This is a genomic window from Phenylobacterium sp. (genome assembly GCF_041920015.1).
Taxonomy (GTDB): Bacteria; Pseudomonadota; Alphaproteobacteria; order Caulobacterales; family Caulobacteraceae; genus Phenylobacterium.
In genome coordinates, this window is the sequence record NZ_JAYRST010000069.1 from 1 (window position 1) to 16,388 (window position 16,388).

General features: G+C 69.7%; 14 protein-coding genes. 8 read left to right on the forward strand and 6 right to left on the reverse strand.

Annotated elements, in window-relative coordinates; translation table 11 throughout:
• Positions 1-158: 158 nt before the first annotated feature.
• Positions 159-2,321 (reverse strand): primosomal protein N', encoded by a 2,163-nt coding sequence (locus ACE3TL_RS13165; RefSeq protein WP_374579141.1) that lies wholly within the window; start codon positions 2,319-2,321, stop codon positions 159-161.
• 194 nt (positions 2,322-2,515) lie between these two features.
• Between ACE3TL_RS13165 and fsa the strand changes: the two genes are divergently transcribed.
• Genes fsa through ACE3TL_RS13180 form a run of 3 tightly spaced genes read left to right on the forward strand, consistent with a single transcriptional unit; the run spans position 2,516 to position 4,778 of the window.
• Positions 2,516-3,169, forward strand: coding sequence for a fructose-6-phosphate aldolase (gene fsa, locus ACE3TL_RS13170; RefSeq protein WP_374579142.1), 654 nt, complete (start codon positions 2,516-2,518; stop codon positions 3,167-3,169).
• A 17-nt stretch (positions 3,170-3,186) separates the two neighbouring features.
• Positions 3,187-3,864 (forward strand): DUF484 family protein, encoded by a 678-nt coding sequence (locus ACE3TL_RS13175; protein ID WP_374579143.1) that lies wholly within the window; start codon positions 3,187-3,189, stop codon positions 3,862-3,864.
• Complete coding sequence (locus ACE3TL_RS13180) at positions 3,849-4,778, forward strand: tyrosine recombinase XerC (RefSeq protein WP_374579144.1); 930 nt, start codon at positions 3,849-3,851, stop codon at positions 4,776-4,778. The genes ACE3TL_RS13175 and ACE3TL_RS13180 overlap by 16 nt, the downstream gene beginning before the upstream one ends.
• Here ACE3TL_RS13180 and ACE3TL_RS13185 read toward each other — a convergent pair.
• Positions 4,775-5,512, reverse strand: a complete 738-nt coding sequence (locus ACE3TL_RS13185) for a ThiF family adenylyltransferase (protein ID WP_374579145.1) — start codon at positions 5,510-5,512, stop codon at positions 4,775-4,777. The two genes, ACE3TL_RS13180 and ACE3TL_RS13185, sit on opposite strands and share 4 nt — an antisense overlap.
• A gap of 81 nt (positions 5,513-5,593) precedes the next feature.
• Here ACE3TL_RS13185 and hslV point away from each other — a divergent pair, with 81 nt between their 5' ends.
• Positions 5,594-6,154 carry an ATP-dependent protease subunit HslV gene (gene hslV, locus ACE3TL_RS13190; protein ID WP_374579146.1) on the forward strand — a complete coding sequence of 187 codons (561 nt, stop codon included), beginning with the start codon at positions 5,594-5,596 and terminating at the stop codon, positions 6,152-6,154.
• A gap of 195 nt (positions 6,155-6,349) precedes the next feature.
• Positions 6,350-7,654: an ATP-dependent protease ATPase subunit HslU gene (gene hslU, locus ACE3TL_RS13195; protein WP_374579147.1), complete on the forward strand. Its 1,305-nt coding sequence runs from the start codon at positions 6,350-6,352 to the stop codon at positions 7,652-7,654.
• Positions 7,655-7,895: 241 nt separating this feature from the next.
• Here hslU and ACE3TL_RS13200 read toward each other — a convergent pair whose 3' ends face one another.
• Positions 7,896-9,008, reverse strand: a complete 1,113-nt coding sequence (locus tag ACE3TL_RS13200; RefSeq protein ID WP_374579148.1) for an NAD(P)/FAD-dependent oxidoreductase — start codon at positions 9,006-9,008, stop codon at positions 7,896-7,898.
• A 90-nt stretch (positions 9,009-9,098) separates the two neighbouring features.
• Between ACE3TL_RS13200 and ACE3TL_RS13205 the strand changes: the two genes are divergently transcribed.
• Positions 9,099-10,277, forward strand: a complete 1,179-nt coding sequence (locus ACE3TL_RS13205) for a serine hydrolase domain-containing protein (protein ID WP_374579149.1) — start codon at positions 9,099-9,101, stop codon at positions 10,275-10,277.
• Positions 10,278-10,528: 251 nt separating this feature from the next.
• Here ACE3TL_RS13205 and ACE3TL_RS13210 read toward each other — a convergent pair whose 3' ends face one another.
• From ACE3TL_RS13210 to ACE3TL_RS13220, 3 genes are all read right to left on the reverse strand, one after another.
• Positions 10,529-11,056 carry a DinB family protein gene (locus tag ACE3TL_RS13210; RefSeq protein ID WP_374579150.1) on the reverse strand — a complete coding sequence of 176 codons (528 nt, stop codon included), beginning with the start codon at positions 11,054-11,056 and terminating at the stop codon, positions 10,529-10,531.
• 162 nt (positions 11,057-11,218) lie between these two features.
• Positions 11,219-11,974, reverse strand: coding sequence for a GNAT family N-acetyltransferase (locus tag ACE3TL_RS13215; RefSeq protein ID WP_374579151.1), 756 nt, complete (start codon positions 11,972-11,974; stop codon positions 11,219-11,221).
• Between the two features lie 50 nt (positions 11,975-12,024).
• Positions 12,025-15,474 carry an indolepyruvate ferredoxin oxidoreductase family protein gene (locus ACE3TL_RS13220; protein ID WP_374579152.1) on the reverse strand — a complete coding sequence of 1,150 codons (3,450 nt, stop codon included), beginning with the start codon at positions 15,472-15,474 and terminating at the stop codon, positions 12,025-12,027.
• 141 nt (positions 15,475-15,615) lie between these two features.
• On the opposite strand from ACE3TL_RS13220, the gene ACE3TL_RS13225 reads away from it, so the two are divergent.
• Complete coding sequence (locus ACE3TL_RS13225) at positions 15,616-16,113, forward strand: Lrp/AsnC family transcriptional regulator (RefSeq protein WP_374532257.1); 498 nt, start codon at positions 15,616-15,618, stop codon at positions 16,111-16,113.
• Between the two features lie 46 nt (positions 16,114-16,159).
• The coding region (locus ACE3TL_RS13230; protein ID WP_374579153.1) for a pirin family protein at positions 16,160-16,388 on the forward strand (229 nt) is incomplete at its 3' end.

Here is a 16,388-nt window from a genome sequence, read left to right on the forward strand (position 1 = left end):
ACGCCGGAAAACCAAAGCGTCTCGCCATCGCCGCCATCGCAAGAAAGCTCGTCGTCATCGCAAACGCCGTCATACGAGACACCTCATACAACAACTCTCAACTGACTTGATGACACCCATATGCGATCGCCCTCCCCCAGCGGGGGAGGAATTATCGTTCAAAGAAAACTGTACGGGTCGACGTCGATGGCCACGCGGATCGCGCCCGGGGGGCGGACGCGGGCGCGCCAGGCGGCGAGGAAGGCCGAGAGGTCGACATTGCGGTCGGCGCGCACCAGGAAGCGCTTGCGCCGCCGCCCGCGCACCAGGGCGAGCGGCGCGTCGGCGGGGCCGTAGACCTCCACGCCCTCGGCGTTGGGGGCGACCTTGGCCATCTCCTGGGCGAAGGCCTCCAGCGCCGCGGGATCGGGGCCTGAGAGCACGACGGCGCCCAGGCGACCGAAGGGCGGCAGGCGCATGATCTCGCGCTCGGCCATCTCGGCCTCCACGAAGGCGTCGCGGTCCTGGGCCTTCAGCGCCTGCATCACCGCATGCTCTGGGGCGTAGGTCTGCAGGAGGGCGCGGCCGGGGCGGTCGTGGCGGCCGGCGCGGCCGGTGGCCTGGGCCAGGAGCTGGTAGGTGCGCTCGGCCGCGCGCAGGTCGCCGCCGCGCAGGCCAAGGTCGGCGTCGACCACGCCCACCAGGGTCAGCTTGGGGAAGTTGTGGCCCTTGGCGGCGGCCTGGGTGGCGACCAGGATGTCGATCTCGCCCTCCGCCATCGCCTCCACCAGCGCGCGGGCCTGGCCGGCGTCCCAGACCGTGTCGGAGGAGAAGACCGCGATGCGCGCCTGGGGGAAGAGAAGGCGCGCCTCCTCCTCCACCCGCTCCACGCCCGGACCGATGGAGGTCAGGCTCTCCTTGGCGCCGCAATGGGGGCAGCGGTCGGGCTTGGCCATCGAAAAGCCGGTGAGGTGGCAGACCAGGCGGCCGGTGTAGCGATGCTCGACCAGCCAGCTATCGGTGTCGGGCGAGGTCAGCTTCTCGCCGCAGGCCTTGCACAGCACCAGGGGGGCGTAGCCGCGGCGGTTGAGGAACAGCAGGGTCTGCTCGCCCATCGCCAGGGTCTCCTCCATGGCCCGGACCAGGGGCGGGGAGAGCCAGCGGCCGGGCTCCGGCGGCGTGGTCTTCAGGTCGATCAGCGAGATGTCCGGCAGGAGCGCCTCGCCGTGGCGGGCGGTCAGGCGCAGCCAGCGATAGCGGCCGGTCTCGGCGTTGCGCAGGGTCTCCAGCGACGGGGTGGCCGAGGCCAGGATCACCGCCGCCCCCTCGATCTTGCCGCGCATCACCGAGAGGTCGCGGGCCTGGTAGATGAAGCCCTCGTCCTGCTTGTAGGAGCCGTCGTGCTCCTCGTCGACGACGATCAGCGACAGGCGGCGGAAGGGCAGGAAGAGCGAGGAGCGGGCGCCGACGACGATGCGGGCGCGGCCGGCGGCGACGGCGTCCCAGGTCTTGCGGCGGACCGGCGGGGCGATGTCGGAATGCCATTCGGCCGGCTTGACGCCGAAGCGGTCCTGGAACCGGCCGATCACCGCCTGGGTGAGCGCGATCTCCGGCAACATGACGAGGACCTGGCCCTCGGGATCGCGGGCCAGGGCGGCGGCGGCCGCCTCCAGATAGACCTCGGTCTTGCCCGAGCCGGTGACGCCGTCGAGCAGGGCGACGGCGAAACCACCCTCACCCACCATCTCGCCCAGCGCCTGGGCGGCGGCGGCCTGGCTTGGGTTGAGCGGCTGGCCGGGGCGGGAAAGGTCGGGGTCGGGGAAGGCGGCCTCCTCCTCGACCAGGCGCAGGGCGAGCGCGCCCTCGTCGACCAGGCCCTTGACCACGCCGGCCGAGACCCCGGCGGCGCGGGCGAGGTCGGCGGGGGGCATGGGGCCGGCGGCGGCGGCGTCCAGCACCTTGAGGCGGGCCGGCGTGGCGCGGGCCGGCAGGGCTCCGGTGGCTTCGAGCAGCCTCTGCGGCTTGGCCTTGGGCGCGCGGGCGCCGCGGATGGCGATGGCGAGCGGCTGGCCCGGCGCATCGACGGAGTAGCGCGCGGCCCACTGGACGAACGCGATGGCGCCGGGCGGCAGCGGCGGGGAGTCGAGCTTGCTGTCCAGGGGCTTGAGCGGCCGGTTGCCGCCAGCCCCTTCGCGCAGGGCCACGACCACGCCACGCAGCAGCCGCGGGCCGAGCGGGGCGGCCACCTGGTCGCCGACCTGCAAGCCCATGCCCTCCGGCTCGGCGTAGTCGAACGCCTCGGGCAGCGGCATGGGCAGGAGGACGGAGGCGATGCGGCTCATGGCTCCGTTCACATAGAGCGTGACAGCTTCAAGTGGAAGCCGGTTGAAGCGCCCATCACGACCTAAGCTTTTGAAGATAGACCATTTTTATCCAATTCAGGCGAGATCGCCTGAATTGGAAAGGGTCTACGGCTGGCCGCCAGGCGAGGCAAACGCTAAACAGCCTGCAAATCTCCGCGCCAGAAGGTCACCCCATGCAGCTCTTCCTCGACACCACCGACATCGGCCTGCTCAAGGAGTTCACCGCCACCGGCCTGGTGGACGGGGTGACGACCAACCCCAGCCTGATCGCCAAGTCGGGCCGGCCTATGCTGGAGGTCATCGCCGAGATCTGCGAACTGGTCGAAGGCCCGGTCAGCGCCGAGGTGGCGGCGACCGACGTGGAGGGCATGCTGGCCGAGGGCGAGAAGCTGGCCAAGGTGGCGGCGAACGTGGTGGTCAAGCTGCCGCTGACCCGCAACGGCCTGATCGCCACGGCCGAGTTCGCCGTGCAGGGGATCGAGACCAACGTCACGCTCTGCTTCTCAGCGGCCCAGGCCCTGCTCGCGGCCAAGGCGGGGGCGACCTACATCTCGCCGTTCGTCGGCCGGCTGGACGACCATGGCGCCGACGGCATGGGCCTGATCCAGGAAATCCGCGCGATCTACGACAACTACGGCTACGACACCGAGATCCTGGCCGCCTCGATCCGCACGCCGGCGCACGTCACCGCCGCGGCCCTGGCCGGCGCCGACTGCGCGACCATTCCGCCCGGCGTCTTCGCCGACCTCTTCAAGCACCCGTTAACCGAAAAGGGGCTTGAACAGTTCATGAGCGACTGGGCCAAGACGGGACAGTCGATCCTGTAGCGGTTCCGGGGGCGAGCATGGACGGCGGGGCGAAGGCGAAGGACAGTTCTCTCGACCCGCTCGCGGTCCGGCGCTTCCTGGCCGACAACCCCGAGTTCCTGCGCGCCGATCCCTCGCTGCTGGCCGAGCTCGGCCTGCGCCCGGACGCGGCCAACATCATCGATTTCGGCCCGGCCGCCCTGGCGCGGGTGCACGAGGCGCACCGGCGCGAGAACGCCGCGCGCAAGCACCTGGAAGCCACCGCCCGCGCCAATTTCGCCGCCCAGGCCCAGACGCACGGGGCGGTGGTCGACATGCTGGACGCCCGCAACCACGCCGACCTGGCCCGGCGGGTGGACGAGCTGGCGCAACTGCGGTTCGGCCTGGTCGCCGGGGTCGTCGCCCTGGAGGGGCCCGAGCGCACGCCGGCCGGCTGGCGCGCCCTGGTCGAAGGCCAGATCGACATGATCATCGGCCACGACCGCGTGGCGCTGATGGGCTTCGAGCCGGTGGCGCTCGGCCTGTTCGGCGAACGCGCGCCGCAGGTGCGCTCCATGGCCATGGTCCGCATGGCGATCTGGGAGCCCTCGCGCGAGGGGCTGCTGGCCTTCGGCTCGTCCGACGAAAACGGCTTCACCGAGGACATGGGCGTCGAGTTGGTCGCCTTCCTGGCCCGCGTGGTCGAGCGGACGGCGGAGCGGTGGCCGGTCCTGTGACCAACGCCCGGGCGGCTCTGGCCCAGTGGCTGGAGCACCTGGCCAAGGAGCGGCGCGCCTCGCCGCGCACGGTCGAGGCCTACGCCTTCGCCGGCGCCCGCTATCTTTCGTTCCTGGAGCAGCATCGCGGCGGGCCCTTGAGCCTGGCCGACATGGGCGGACTGGCGCCCAGCGAGATCCGCGCCTGGCTGGCGCAACTGCGCCAGGGCGAGCCGCCGCTGTCGCCGCGCTCGATGTCGCAGGCGCTGTCGGCGATCCGCACCTTCCACAAGTTCCTCGACCGGCGGCTGGACACCCCCAACGCCGCCATCGCCCTGGTGCGCGGGCCGCGCGTCGCGCCCACCGCCCCGCGACCGGTCAGCGAGGACCAGGCCCGCGGCCTGATCGAGGAGCCGGCCCTGGACCCAGACCGCGATGACTGGGAGATCAGCCGCGACCAGGCGGTGCTGACCCTGCTCTACGGTTGCGGGCTGCGAATCTCCGAGGCGCTGTCGCTGAAGCGGTCGGACGCGCCGCTGCCGGACACCCTGCGCATCCTGGGCAAGGGCGGCAAGACGCGGCTGGTCCCCGTGCTGCCGGCGGTGCGCGCGGCGGTGGACGCCTATCTGGCCGACCTGCCCTTCGCCGCCAGCCCCGACCAGCCGCTGTTCCGCGCCAAACGCGGCGGAGCCCTGAGCCCTCGCCACGTGCAGGCCACGGTCCAGGCCCTGCGCGGACGGCTCGGCCTGCCCGACAGCGCCACGCCCCACGCCCTGCGCCACTCGTTCGCCACCCACCTGCTGGGGGCGGGCGCGGACCTGCGCTCGATCCAGGAACTGCTGGGCCACGCCTCGCTGTCGACCACCCAGCGCTATACCGACGTCGATGCGGCCTCGCTGCTCAGCGCCTACGCCAAGGCTCATCCGCACGCTTAACCGCCACAAACCTCGCAGGCCGGATCGGGACCGATCCGCACGGTGCGGCTGTCGCCGGAAAGGCCGTCATAGATCAGCAGGCGGCCGGCCAGCGGCTCCCCGGCGCCGGCGATCAGCTTGATCGCCTCCAGGGCCATCATCGAGCCGATCACCCCGGCCAGGGCGCCGACCACCCCAACGGCGACGCAGGTCTCGGCGTCGGGCGGGATTTCGGGCACCAGGCAGCGATAGCAGGGCCGCCCGGCGAACACCCCGACCTGGCCGGTCCAGCGACCGATGGCGCCGGAGACCAGGGTGCGCCCATGGGCGACGCAGGCGGCGTTGACGGCGAACCGGGTGGCGAAATCGTCGGTGCCGTCCAGCACCAGGTCGACGCCTTCGACCAGCGATCCGGCGTTGGCGGGCGTCACATAGACCGGCGCGCAATCGACCTGGACATGCCGATTGAGGGCGCGCAGGTGGGCGGCGGCGGCCTCGACCTTGCGCGCGCCGACATCGGCGTCGCGGAAGATCACCTGCCGCTGCAGGTTCGAGGTGTCGACCATGTCGCCGTCGGCCAGGACGATGCGCCCGACCCCGGCCGCGGCGAGATAGAGCGAGGCCGGCGCTCCCAGCCCGCCCGCGCCGACGATCAGCACGCTGGCGGCCTTCAGCCGCTGCTGGCCCTGGCCGCCGACCTCGCGCAGCACCAGATGGCGCGCATAGCGTTCGACCTCATCGTCGGTGAAGCTCATGGCCCGCTCGTCCGTCCTTAAGCCTGCGCCGCCGCTCGCAGCGCGCTTGACCTTGCCCCTCGCCCTGGCCACATCGGAGCCATGACGAGCGCAAATTCTCCCGCCGGTTCCTTTCCCGACTGGCACGGCACGACCATCCTCGCAGTGCGCAAGGGCGGCAAGACCGTGATCGCCGGCGACGGCCAGGTCTCCATGGGCCAGACCATCGTCAAGGGCAACGCCCGCAAGGTGCGCGTCCTGGCCGGCGGCAAGGTGGTGGCCGGCTTCGCCGGGGCGACGGCGGACGCCTTCACCCTGATCGAGCGGCTGGAGGCCAAGCTCGAACAATATCCCGACCAGTTGGCCCGCGCCTGCGTGGACCTGGCCAAGGACTGGCGCACCGACCGCTACCTGCGCAAGCTGGAGGCCATGCTGCTGGTCGCCGACAGGGAGCAGATCTTCACCGTCACCGGGGTCGGCGACGTGCTGGAGCCGGAGACCGGCGTGGCGGCCATCGGCTCGGGCGGCAACTACGCCCTGGCCGCGGCGCTGGCCCTGGCCGAGACCGACCTCGACGCCGAGACGGTGGCGCGCAAGGCCATGGCCATCGCCGCGCGCATCTGCGTCTACACCAATGGCGAACTGACGGTTGAGAGCTTGTAGGCGGCCCCTCGCCGGGGTCGGGGCTGGCGCATACGGCGCAGACGAGCAGCCGTCACCCACTTCGCATGTCGTCCCGGACAAGCGCTGCGCCGAAACCGGGAGGACACCCCAATAGGCGATCACCGAGACCGCAAGCTGCGCCTGCGAGCAGATTCGTCCTGTCGCAGAGCCGAGCTCATGACTATCTAGCGGCCCATGACCGAGTTCTCTCCCCGCGAAATCGTCTCCGAACTGGACCGCTACATCGTCGGCCATCCCGACGCGAAGAAGGCCGTGGCCGTCGCCCTGCGCAACCGCTGGCGCCGCCGCCGCGTGCCCGCCGACCTGCGCGACGAGGTGACGCCCAAGAACATCCTGCTGATCGGCCCGACCGGGGTCGGCAAGACCGAGATCGCCCGGCGGCTGGCCAAGCTGGCCCAGGCCCCGTTCCTGAAGGTCGAGGCGACCAAGTTCACCGAGGTCGGCTATGTCGGCCGCGACGTCGAGCAGATCGTCCGCGACCTGGTGGAAAGCGCCATGGCCATGGTTCGCGACAAGCGCCGCGCCGCCGTGCGCGCCCGCGCCGAGGCCGCGGCTGAGGAGCGGCTGCTCGACGCCCTGACCGGCCCCGGCTCGGTCGCCGCCCGCGACTCCTTCCGCAAGAAGCTGCGGGCCGGCGAACTGGACGACAAGGAGGTGGAGCTGACCTTGGCCGACACCGGCGGCGGCCTGCCGATGCTGGACATTCCCGGCCAGCCGGGCGCGCAGATGGGCATGCTCAACCTGGGCGAGATGATGGGCAAGGCGTTCGGCGGGCGCACCAAGACCCACAAGACCACCGTCTCGGGCGCCTGGGCGCCGCTGATCGCCGAGGAAAGCGACAAGCTGCTGGACCAGGAGGCCCTGACCCAGGAGGCGCTGGAGCTGGCCGAGAACAACGGCATCGTCTTCCTGGACGAGATCGACAAGGTCGCCTCCAACCGCGAGCGGTCGGGCGCCGACGTGTCGCGCGAGGGCGTGCAGCGCGACCTGCTGCCGCTGATCGAGGGCACCACCGTTTCCACCAAGTACGGGCCGGTGAAGACCGACCACATCCTCTTCATCGCCTCGGGCGCCTTCCACGTGGCCAAGCCTTCGGACCTGTTGCCCGAATTGCAGGGCCGCCTGCCGATCCGCGTGGAGCTGAAGGCCCTGACCCGCGACGACTTCCGCCGCATCCTGACCGAGCCGGAAGCCAATCTGATCCGCCAGCACCAAGCGCTGCTGGCCACGGAGGGCGTGACGCTGACCTTCACCGACGACGCCGTCGACGCCCTGGCCGACGCCGCCGTGGCGGTGAACGGCAGCGTCGAGAACATCGGCGCCCGGCGGTTGCAGACCGTGCTGGAAAAGGTGTTGGAGGAGATCAGCTACACCGCCTCCGACCGCAGCGGCGAGACCATCGGCATCGACGCGGCCTATGTGCGCGAGCGCATCGGCGGCCTGGCGCAGAACACCGACCTCAGCCGGTATATTCTCTGAATTCCTCCCCCGTCCCCCGTTGGGCAGGGCAATCGCATATGGCGCGGATAAGCGGCGGCAGCCCACTCGCATGTCATCCCGGAAAGCGCGCAGCGCTTGTCCGGGACCTATGAACACCAGATGGAGCAGGATGCGGCTCGGCCGCGCCTCGCCCTTCAATTCAGACGCGAATGGGTCCCGGTCTTGCTTCGCAAACCGGGAGGACACTCATATGCGATAGCCCTGCCCAGCGGGGGAGGAATTAGAGTCCCAACCGCCCCGCCACCTCTTCCCCGATGGCCAGCGAGGACGTCAGCCCCGGGCTCTCGATGCCGAACAGAGCGACCAGGCCCACCAGGCCGTGCCGGGACGCATCGTCGATGCGGAAGTCCGGCTGCGGCTCGCCCGGCCCATGCAGCTTGGGGCGGATACCCGCATAGTCGGGGGCGAGCGCCCCGTCCGGCAGGCCCGGCCAGAACTTGCGGATATAGGCGTAGAACTCCCCGGCCCGGGCCGGATCGACGCTGTAGTCGATCGCCTCCACGAACTGCAGGTCCGGCCCGAACACCGCCTGCCCGCCCAGGTCGCGGCGATAGTGGGTGCCGAGCGCGCCGGGGATCGGCGGCGGATAGATCAGCCGCGAGAACGGCGCCTTGCCGCTCAGCCGGAAATAGACCCCCTTGCCGTAGTGCAGCGGCGGAATCTCCGCGGCGGGGAAGCCTTCGATGCTCGCCGCCACGGCCTGGGCCGAGAGGCCGGGCGCGGTGACCAGCAGCCGCGCGGTCAGGGTCGTCGGCTCGGCGCCGCCGGCCCGGATACGGAAACCGCCGCTCTCAAGCAGGGTCGCGCCCTCGAACGGGGTCGAGGTCACCACCGCCCCGCCCGCCGCCTCGATCTCGCCCTGCAAGGCCAGCATGTAGCCGTGGCTGTCGAACACCCCGCTCTGCGGCGAGATCAGCGCCCCCTCGCAGGCCAGGTCCGGCTCCAGGGCCAGGGCCTCGGCTTTGGAGAGCTGCGCCATGCCCTCCACGTCATTGGTCCGCGCCTGGTCGAGAATGGCGTCCAGCCGCCCGACCTCATCGGCGTTGGTCGCCACCACCAGCTTGCCGCAGCGGTCGTAGGCGACCTTGTGCGCATCGAGGAAGGCGTAGAGCGCCCGGCGCCCCTGCACGCACAGCCGCGCCTTCAGCGAGCCGGTCGGGTAATAGAGCCCGCCGTGGACGACCTCCGAATTACGGGCCGAGACGCCCTCGCCGATGATGGCGTTCGCCTCCAGCACCGCCACCACCAGCCCGCGCCGCGACAGGGCGTAGCCGCAGGCCAGGCCCACCGCGCCGGCGCCGACCACCACCGCATCGAAATCGAAATCCGCCATCCCCAACGCCTAACTGAATGACGCCGGTATGCAAACCGCGCCGCGCTCTCTAGCCTGACCGCAGATCACAAGAAGAGCGGGAGGGCGCCCATGCACAAGATCAAACTCACCCTGGCGGCGATGACGCTGGCCGGCGGCCTGCACGGCGCGGCCCTGGCCCAGGAACCCCCGCCCCCGCCGGGCGGCAGTTCGCTCCTCACCTGGACGCCCGAGCAGCAGCGCTATGGCTACCGCAACATGGAGAAGGTCGCCCCCGCCCATGTCGTGCCGCGTGGACCGCATGTGAAGGAGCTGCCGCTCGCGGCGCATCAGATCGACCCGAAATGGACCTGGAACGGCGCGCCGCAGACGGTGGCCAGCTATATGGCCGCCATGAACACCTCGGCCGTGGTGGTGTTGAAGGACGGCGAGATCGTCCTCGAGCGCTATGGCCTGGACCGCAAGCCGAACGAGCGCTGGACCTCGTTCTCGGTCGCCAAGTCGGTGACGGCCACCCTGGTCGGGGCGGCGATCAAGGACGGCAAGATCAAGAGCCTGGACGACAACGTCGCCAACTACATTCCCGAACTGAAAGGCGGCGCCTATGACGGCGTGACCGTGCGCCACCTCCTGACCATGACCTCGGGCGTCAAGTGGAACGAGGACTATACCGACCTCAATTCCGACGTCGCCCGCGCCGGGATCGTTCCGGGCGAGCCGGGCATGAACCCCATCGTCAGCTACATGCGCAAGCTGCCGCGCGAGGCCGAGCCGGGGACCAAGTTCGTCTACAAGACCGGCGAGACGGACCTGGCCGGAATCCTCGTCTCCAACGCGGTCGGCAAACCGCTGTCCCAGTACCTCTCGGAAAAGCTCTGGGCGCCCTACGGCATGGAGCAGGACGCCATCTGGATGGACGACACCGCCGGCCACGAGCGCGGCGGCTGCTGCATGTCGATGACCGCCCGCGACTATGCGCGCATCGGCCAGTTCATGCTGGAGGGCGGCAAGGTAAACGGCCAGGACGTGCTGCCTCCCGGCTGGGTCGCCGACGCCACCCGCGCCCACCAGTCCTTCCCGCCCGGCGGCGTCGAGACCGGCTACGGCTACTTCTGGTGGATCATCGACGGCGGCTACGCGGCCGAGGGCATCTTCGGCCAGCAGATCTTCGTCTACCCCGCCGAAAAACTGGTCATCGCCGTGAACTCGGCCTGGCCCGCGGCCTCCAAGGACGAGCTCTGGCAAGCTCAGGCGGCGTTCGCGCAGGCGGTGCGCAAGGCGACGAAGTAACGGCCTCCTCTACACAGGGTCGTCATCCCGGTTTGCGAAGCAAGACCGGGACCTGTGAACACCGGATGGGTCAGGATGAGGCTCGGCTGGGCCACAACCTTCGAGATCAGGCGCGCATAGGTCCCGGTCTTCGCCTATGGCGAAACCGGGAAGACAGCCGTGGTGTGCTGGGAAGATCAGCAGGCAGCCAGACGCAAGGGCGCCCGGCTCAATGGCAGACGTCTGGATCGTCGGAGAAGGGTGGATTGCGGTCATGGGGCCTTAGGCACAGCCTGCTCGGCGAAGATCAGGTGGGGCAGGTCGAGCGGCTGGCATCCAAACCCCAGCATCGAGATCGCCGCCGTGATCTGGCCTCGGTGATGGGTCGCGTGATTAAAGACATGGAGCAGCGCGGCCGGCATCGGAAGCGTGCGCGCCTGCCCGGTCGTCATCGTGAAGCGCAGATCGGCGGCCAGCGCAGCATCGCTCAGGTTATCGACATATTCGGACCATCGGGAGGTCGCCGCGATCAATCGGGACGACAGCTTGACGCGATCGTTCTCGATCTCAGCATCCAGCTCGATGATCTCCGTCCGACCCCCGGTGAACCTCGGATACCAAATCTCGCTGTCCGTCAGGAGCAGGTGGTTTAGTGTGCCGTGCACGGACTGGAAGAACACGCCGCAGGGGCCACGGTACGCCTCTTCGGGCATGGGTTCGATGGACGCCAGCAATCGCGTCGTCGCCCACCCATGATACCGCGCCATCAGAGCAAGCTGGTCCTTCACTGAGACGGTCATGATACCCCCAGGCCTATCGCGAAGCGTGAGCTTATCCGGCAGTCCTGCATCCGCAAGCAGGCCTTCTCGGCGTCCGCTAGGGGTCGCAAGCGGCCGCAAGCATCGACACCCTATCGAACGCCCGATCTCGCAAGCGGCAAGGCAGGGGTATCGCCCAGTCGCCTACGCCTCCAATACCCACACCGGCAAATCGGCCACGAGCTCGAAGCCGAGACTTTCATAGAGCGGCCGCCCAGCTTCGGTGGCGCCCAGGTGGAAGCGCGTGACGCCGCGACGCCGGTAGTCGTCGATCACATGGCTCAACAGGGCTCGGCCCATGCCCTTGCGCTGATGCTCGGGCGGCGTGGCCATCAGCGAGATCGCCGCCGTCTCGCCCGTGGGGGTCACCGAGACCGTGCACATCGGCGTCCCGTCGCTCCAGGCGACATAGGTCTCCACGCCGGCGGTCGGCGTGATGCAGACGTCGATACAGCGCGCGATGACGTCGCGCGGCTCATCGAAGGCCGCGGCGATCAGGTCCCCGGCGACGCGGGCCAGGTTCGGGCCGAGCGCGCGCACGACCTTCGTCGGGCGGCTCGGGCGAACGGGAACGTCCGGGCGAAGCACCATGAGCGGCGCAGTTCCGACCTGGGCCAGCCCCAGCTTTGTCGCCGCCGGTGAGAGAGCTTCCGCCGCCAGGGGGCTCATGGTGGCGACGAGCGGGCGACCACGCTCCTTCGCCCGCGCCACCGATCGAACGAGGAAGCCCTCGGCGTCAGGATCGGCGCCCAGGGTCAGCCGGTTGAAATCGGCCAGAGGCTCGTCGGTCAGGCCCAGGACGCAGTTGCGGGTGACGTGCAGCTCGATCCCCGGCGCGGCGATCATCTGCGAGACGAGCGCGCGCACGCAAAGCTCGATCAGTTCTTCGGTCTCGTCCACGGCCCCGCCCCATGCCGACCTGTGGGGCCGCCAAAACGCACGTTCCGAGGCTAACGGATGCTCAGACGGCTTTCCACCCGTTCAGCCGGCGCCTCCCACCTCGCCCACAGCCTCTCCTCCTCGCCCTTGGCGGCCTTCACCGAGGCGTCCTTGATGTGGCCGAAGCCGCGGATGGCCTGGGGAATCTCGGCGATCTGGACGGCGAGCGGCAGGCGTTCGACGTCGAGGCGGGCCAGCAGCCGGTCGAGGTTCGCCTCGTAGGCGGCGATCAGGCCGCGCTCCATCTTCCGCTCCTGGCTATGGCCGAAGATGTCGAGCGGGCCGCCGCGCAGGCCCTTCATGCGGGCCAGGACTGGGAAGGCCGTCTTGAGCATCCAGCCGCCGAACTCGATCTTCCTCGGCTTGCCATCCGGCCCCTTGGGCGCGATCAGCGGCGGGGCGAGCAGCACCTTGACCTTGCCGCCCTTGAAGACGGCGCCCGGCTCGGCGGCGAAGCGGCCGTCGGTATAGAGCCGCGCCACCTCGTACTCGTCCTTGTAGGCCATCAGCTTGTAGAGGTTGAGCGCCACGGCGCGGGTCAGCTTGTCCGAACCCAGCGGCGCCTCGGCCGCGGCGACCCTGGCCACCCGGTCCGCATAGCGCCGGGCGTAGGCGGCGTCCTGATAGGCGGTCAGCTCGCGCGTGCGATGGGCGATCAGCTCGTCCAACGGCATCGTCTGATGCGTCGGCGCATGATCTTCCGCCGCCTTGGCCAGGCTGGGGTCGTGGGCGACGCGGCGGCCCAGCTCGAAGGCCTGTAGATTGGCCTCGGCCGCCACGCCGTTCAGGCGGATGGCGCGATAGACCGCCCGGCTGGAGAGCGGGATCAGCCCTTTCTGCCAGGCGAAGCCGACCATGATCATGTTGGCGTAGATGGCGTCGCCGAAATTGGCCTCGGCCAGGCGATTGGCCGGGCATTCGTCATAGCTATGGGCCGCCGCCTTGATCTTGCGCGACATCAGGCCGGCGTCGAAGCGCACGTCGCGGTCGCCGACGAAATCGGCGGTGGGGGCGAAGTCTTCGTTGCCGACCGCCGCCGTGCGGTCCTTGGCGTAGAGCGCCAGGGCGTCGGCGCCCGCGGCCGAGAGGATGTCGCAGGCGATCAGCACATTGGCGCAGGCCGCCGGCACGCGGCCGCCGACCACGCTCTCCTCGGTCTCGCCGATGCGCAGGTGGCTGAACACCGCCCCGCCCTTCTGGGCCAGGCCCGTCATGTCCACCACCGAGGCGGCGCGGCCATCGACATGGGCGGCCATGGCCAGGATCGAGGCGACCGTGGTCACGCCCGTCCCGCCGATGCCGGTGAAGACGATGTTGCGCACGCCCTGCAGCGGCTCGAACGTCGGCAGGGGCGTGGACTCGGCGGTCAGGGCCGGCGCCGATCTGGCGTGGGCGTTCTCGCCGCCCTCGATGGTCACGAACGACGGGCAGAAGCCCTGCAGGCACGAATAGTCGGTGTTGCAGCTCGACTGGTTGATCTTGCGCTTGCGGCCGAACTCGGTGTCCAGCGGCTCGACCGAAACGCAGTTGGAAACCTTCGAACAGTCGCCGCAGCCTTCGCAGACCAGCGGGTTGATGAAGACGCGCTTCGCCGCCGGCTCCATCGCGCCGCGCTTGCGGCGACGGCGCTTTTCGGTGGCGCAGACCTGGTCGTAGAGCAGGACCGTCGTGCCGGGCGTGTCGCGCAGCAGGGCCTGGACGGCCATCAGCTCAGAGCGCGGCCTGACCTCGACGCCGGGCGCGAGGTCGCCAACGCCGTCATAGCGGCCGACGTCGTCGGCGACGATGATGGTCCGGGCCACGCCTTCGGCGGCGAGCTGGCGGGTGATCTGGGCCGGGGTGAAGCCGCTCTCGGGCGCCTGGCCGCCGGTCATGGCCACCGCGTCGTTGAACAGCAGCTTGTAGGTGACGTGCGACCCGGCCGCGACCGAGGCGCGGATCGCCAGCGAGCCGGAGTGGTTGTAGGTCCCGTCGCCCAGGTTCACGAACACATGCGGCTCGGTGGTGAACGGCGCCGCCCCGACCCAGCTCAGGCCCTCGCCGCCCATGTGGCTGTTCAGGTCGGTCTGCGGATCGTTGAAACTGGCCATGTAGTGGCAGCCGATGCCGGCCAGGGCCCGGCTGCCCTCCGGCAGGCGGGTCGAGGTGTTGTGCGGGCAGCCGGAGCAGAAGAACGGCTTGCGCTGCTGGTCGGCGGCCAGCGTCACCGCCGCCATCGAGGCGGCCGAGACGCGGGCGAGATAGTCGTTGACCCGATCCATGTGCGGGCCCGGCGGCAGGCGGTCCGCGATAGCCAGCGCCACCTCGGCCACCGACAGCGCGCCGAGCTGCGACAGCAACGGATGGCCCTGCTCGTCCACCTTGCCGATCACCTTGGGCCGGGCGTGGGCGGGCAGGTCGTAGAGGGCGGCCCTGGCCTGGGTCTCGATCAGCGGGCGCTTGTGCTCGATCACCATCAGGGTCTCGAGCCCGGCGGCGAAGGCGCGCAGGCCGGTCGGCTCCAGCGGCCAGGGCATGCCGACCTTGTAGATCGCGATCCCGAGGCCCGCGGCCTGCTGCGGGGTGAGGCCCATGGCCGCCAGGGCCTCGATAACGTCCTTGTAGGCCTGGCCCTGGCAGACGAGGCCCAGGCGCGGGCGCGCCGCGCCCAGCACGACGCGGTCGATCCGGTTGGCCTTGGCGAAGGCCAGGGCCGCCGGGATCTTGAAGTTGCGCAGGCGGCGCTCCTTCTCCAGCGGCTGGTCCTTCAGCCGGATGCCCAGCCCGCCGGCCGGTATCTGGAAGTTGGAAGGCGAAACCGGCCGATGGCGGCCGATGGAAACGTCGATGGTGGCGCCGGAGTCCATGGTGTCGGCCAGGGCGATCAGCCCGACCCACAGGCCCGAGAACCGCGACATGGCGATCCCCAGCAGGCCATAATCGAGCACCTCCTGCACGTCGGCCGGCGACAGCACCGGCATCTCGAAATCCTGGAAGGCGTATTCCGACTGCGAGGGCAGGGTCGAGGACTTGCAGGTGTGGTCGTCGCCCGCCACGGCCAGCACCCCGCCCTTGGGCCAAGTTCCGGCGAAATTGGCGTGCTTGAACGCATCGCCCGTCCGGTCCACGCCCGGCGCCTTGCCGTACCACATGCCGGTGACGCCGTCGTACCTGGCGCCGGGGAACAGGTTGGCCTGCTGGCTGCCCCAGACGGCGGTGGCCGCCAGGTCTTCGTTGAGGCCTTCCTTGAAGACGACCTCGGCCTCCTGAAGGAACTTGGCCGCGCGATGGGCCTGCTGGTCCAGCCCACCGAGCGGGGAGCCGCGATAGCCGGAAACGAAACCCGCCGTGTCGAGGCCCGCCGCCTTGTCCAGGCGGCGCTGGTCGATCATCACGCGAAGCAGGGCCTGGACGCCGGTGATGAAAACTCGGCCTTCCGTGAGCAGGAATTTGTCGTCAAGCGTCACCTCAGCGTGCCGCATGGCAATATCTTTCCTTTTCCGCTCCCCAACGCCACCAGAAGATCATATAAGAACGCAGGAATTGCTTGCCAAAGGTATGCCCTGGAAACTCCGGTTTAGGGCAAGAACGACGCTCAAAAACGCCGTTTTATGGAGGAAAAATTGCCCGAGGCCCTCGACGCGGTCGACGCCAAGATTTTGGACCTGATCCAGCACGACGCCGGATTGTCGGTCGCCGAGATCGCCGAACGAGTAGGTTTGTCCTCCAGCCCCTGCTGGCGGCGGATCAAGCGGCTGGAGGACACCGGGGTCATCCAGCGCCGCGTGACCATCCTCGACCGCGACCTGCTGGGCCTCGGCTTCGAGGTCTATTGCACGGTCAAGCTCAGCCTGCCGACCAAGGACAATCTCGACGCCTTCGAGACGGCGATCGCCAAGCTGCCCGAGGTGGTCCAGTGCGCGACCGTCACCGGCTCGGCCGACTATGAGCTGCGCGTCGTCACCCGCGACATGCACGCCTTCGACGATTTCCTGCGCGACAAGATCCTGTCCCTGGGCCTGGTGTCGAACATCGAAAGCCGGATCGTCATCCGCTCGGTGAAGAACACCACCGCCGCCCCGCTCGGCCTTGTCAGTCCCTATGTGAGCGCGCAAGGCTGACCTCCGCCTCCTGCTTTCCCGCAGGAGAAACGCCCGGAGGTAGCAAATGATCGACCTCGTCATCGACCAGCGCCGCCGCGACCTCGGCGGCTTCGAGGTCGGCCGCGTGCTGCCCTTCGCCAGGCGCCGGATGGTCGGGCCGTTCATCTTCTTCGACCATATGGGCCCCAAGACCTTCGAGCCCGGCTTCGGCCGCGAGGTCGACGTGCGGCCCCATCCGCATATCGGCCTGTCGACCCTGACCTATCTGTTCGAGGGCGAGATCACCCACCGCG

Bases quoted from the DNA above. Each gene is read 5' to 3' on its own strand.
- ACE3TL_RS13165 (WP_374579141.1), bottom strand. From the start codon at position 2,321: ATGAGCCGCATCGCCTCCGTCCTCCTGCCCATGCCGCTGCCCGAGGCG.
- fsa (WP_374579142.1), top strand. From the start codon at position 2,516: ATGCAGCTCTTCCTCGACACCACCGACATCGGCCTGCTCAAGGAGTTC.
- ACE3TL_RS13175 (WP_374579143.1), top strand. From the start codon at position 3,187: ATGGACGGCGGGGCGAAGGCGAAGGACAGTTCTCTCGACCCGCTCGCG.
- ACE3TL_RS13185 (WP_374579145.1), bottom strand. From the start codon at position 5,512: ATGAGCTTCACCGACGATGAGGTCGAACGCTATGCGCGCCATCTGGTG.
- hslV (WP_374579146.1), top strand. From the start codon at position 5,594: ATGACGAGCGCAAATTCTCCCGCCGGTTCCTTTCCCGACTGGCACGGC.
- hslU (WP_374579147.1), top strand. From the start codon at position 6,350: ATGACCGAGTTCTCTCCCCGCGAAATCGTCTCCGAACTGGACCGCTAC.
- ACE3TL_RS13200 (WP_374579148.1), bottom strand. From the start codon at position 9,008: ATGGCGGATTTCGATTTCGATGCGGTGGTGGTCGGCGCCGGCGCGGTG.
- ACE3TL_RS13205 (WP_374579149.1), top strand. From the start codon at position 9,099: ATGCACAAGATCAAACTCACCCTGGCGGCGATGACGCTGGCCGGCGGC.
- ACE3TL_RS13210 (WP_374579150.1), bottom strand. From the start codon at position 11,056: ATGACCGTCTCAGTGAAGGACCAGCTTGCTCTGATGGCGCGGTATCAT.
- ACE3TL_RS13220 (WP_374579152.1), bottom strand. From the start codon at position 15,474: ATGCGGCACGCTGAGGTGACGCTTGACGACAAATTCCTGCTCACGGAA.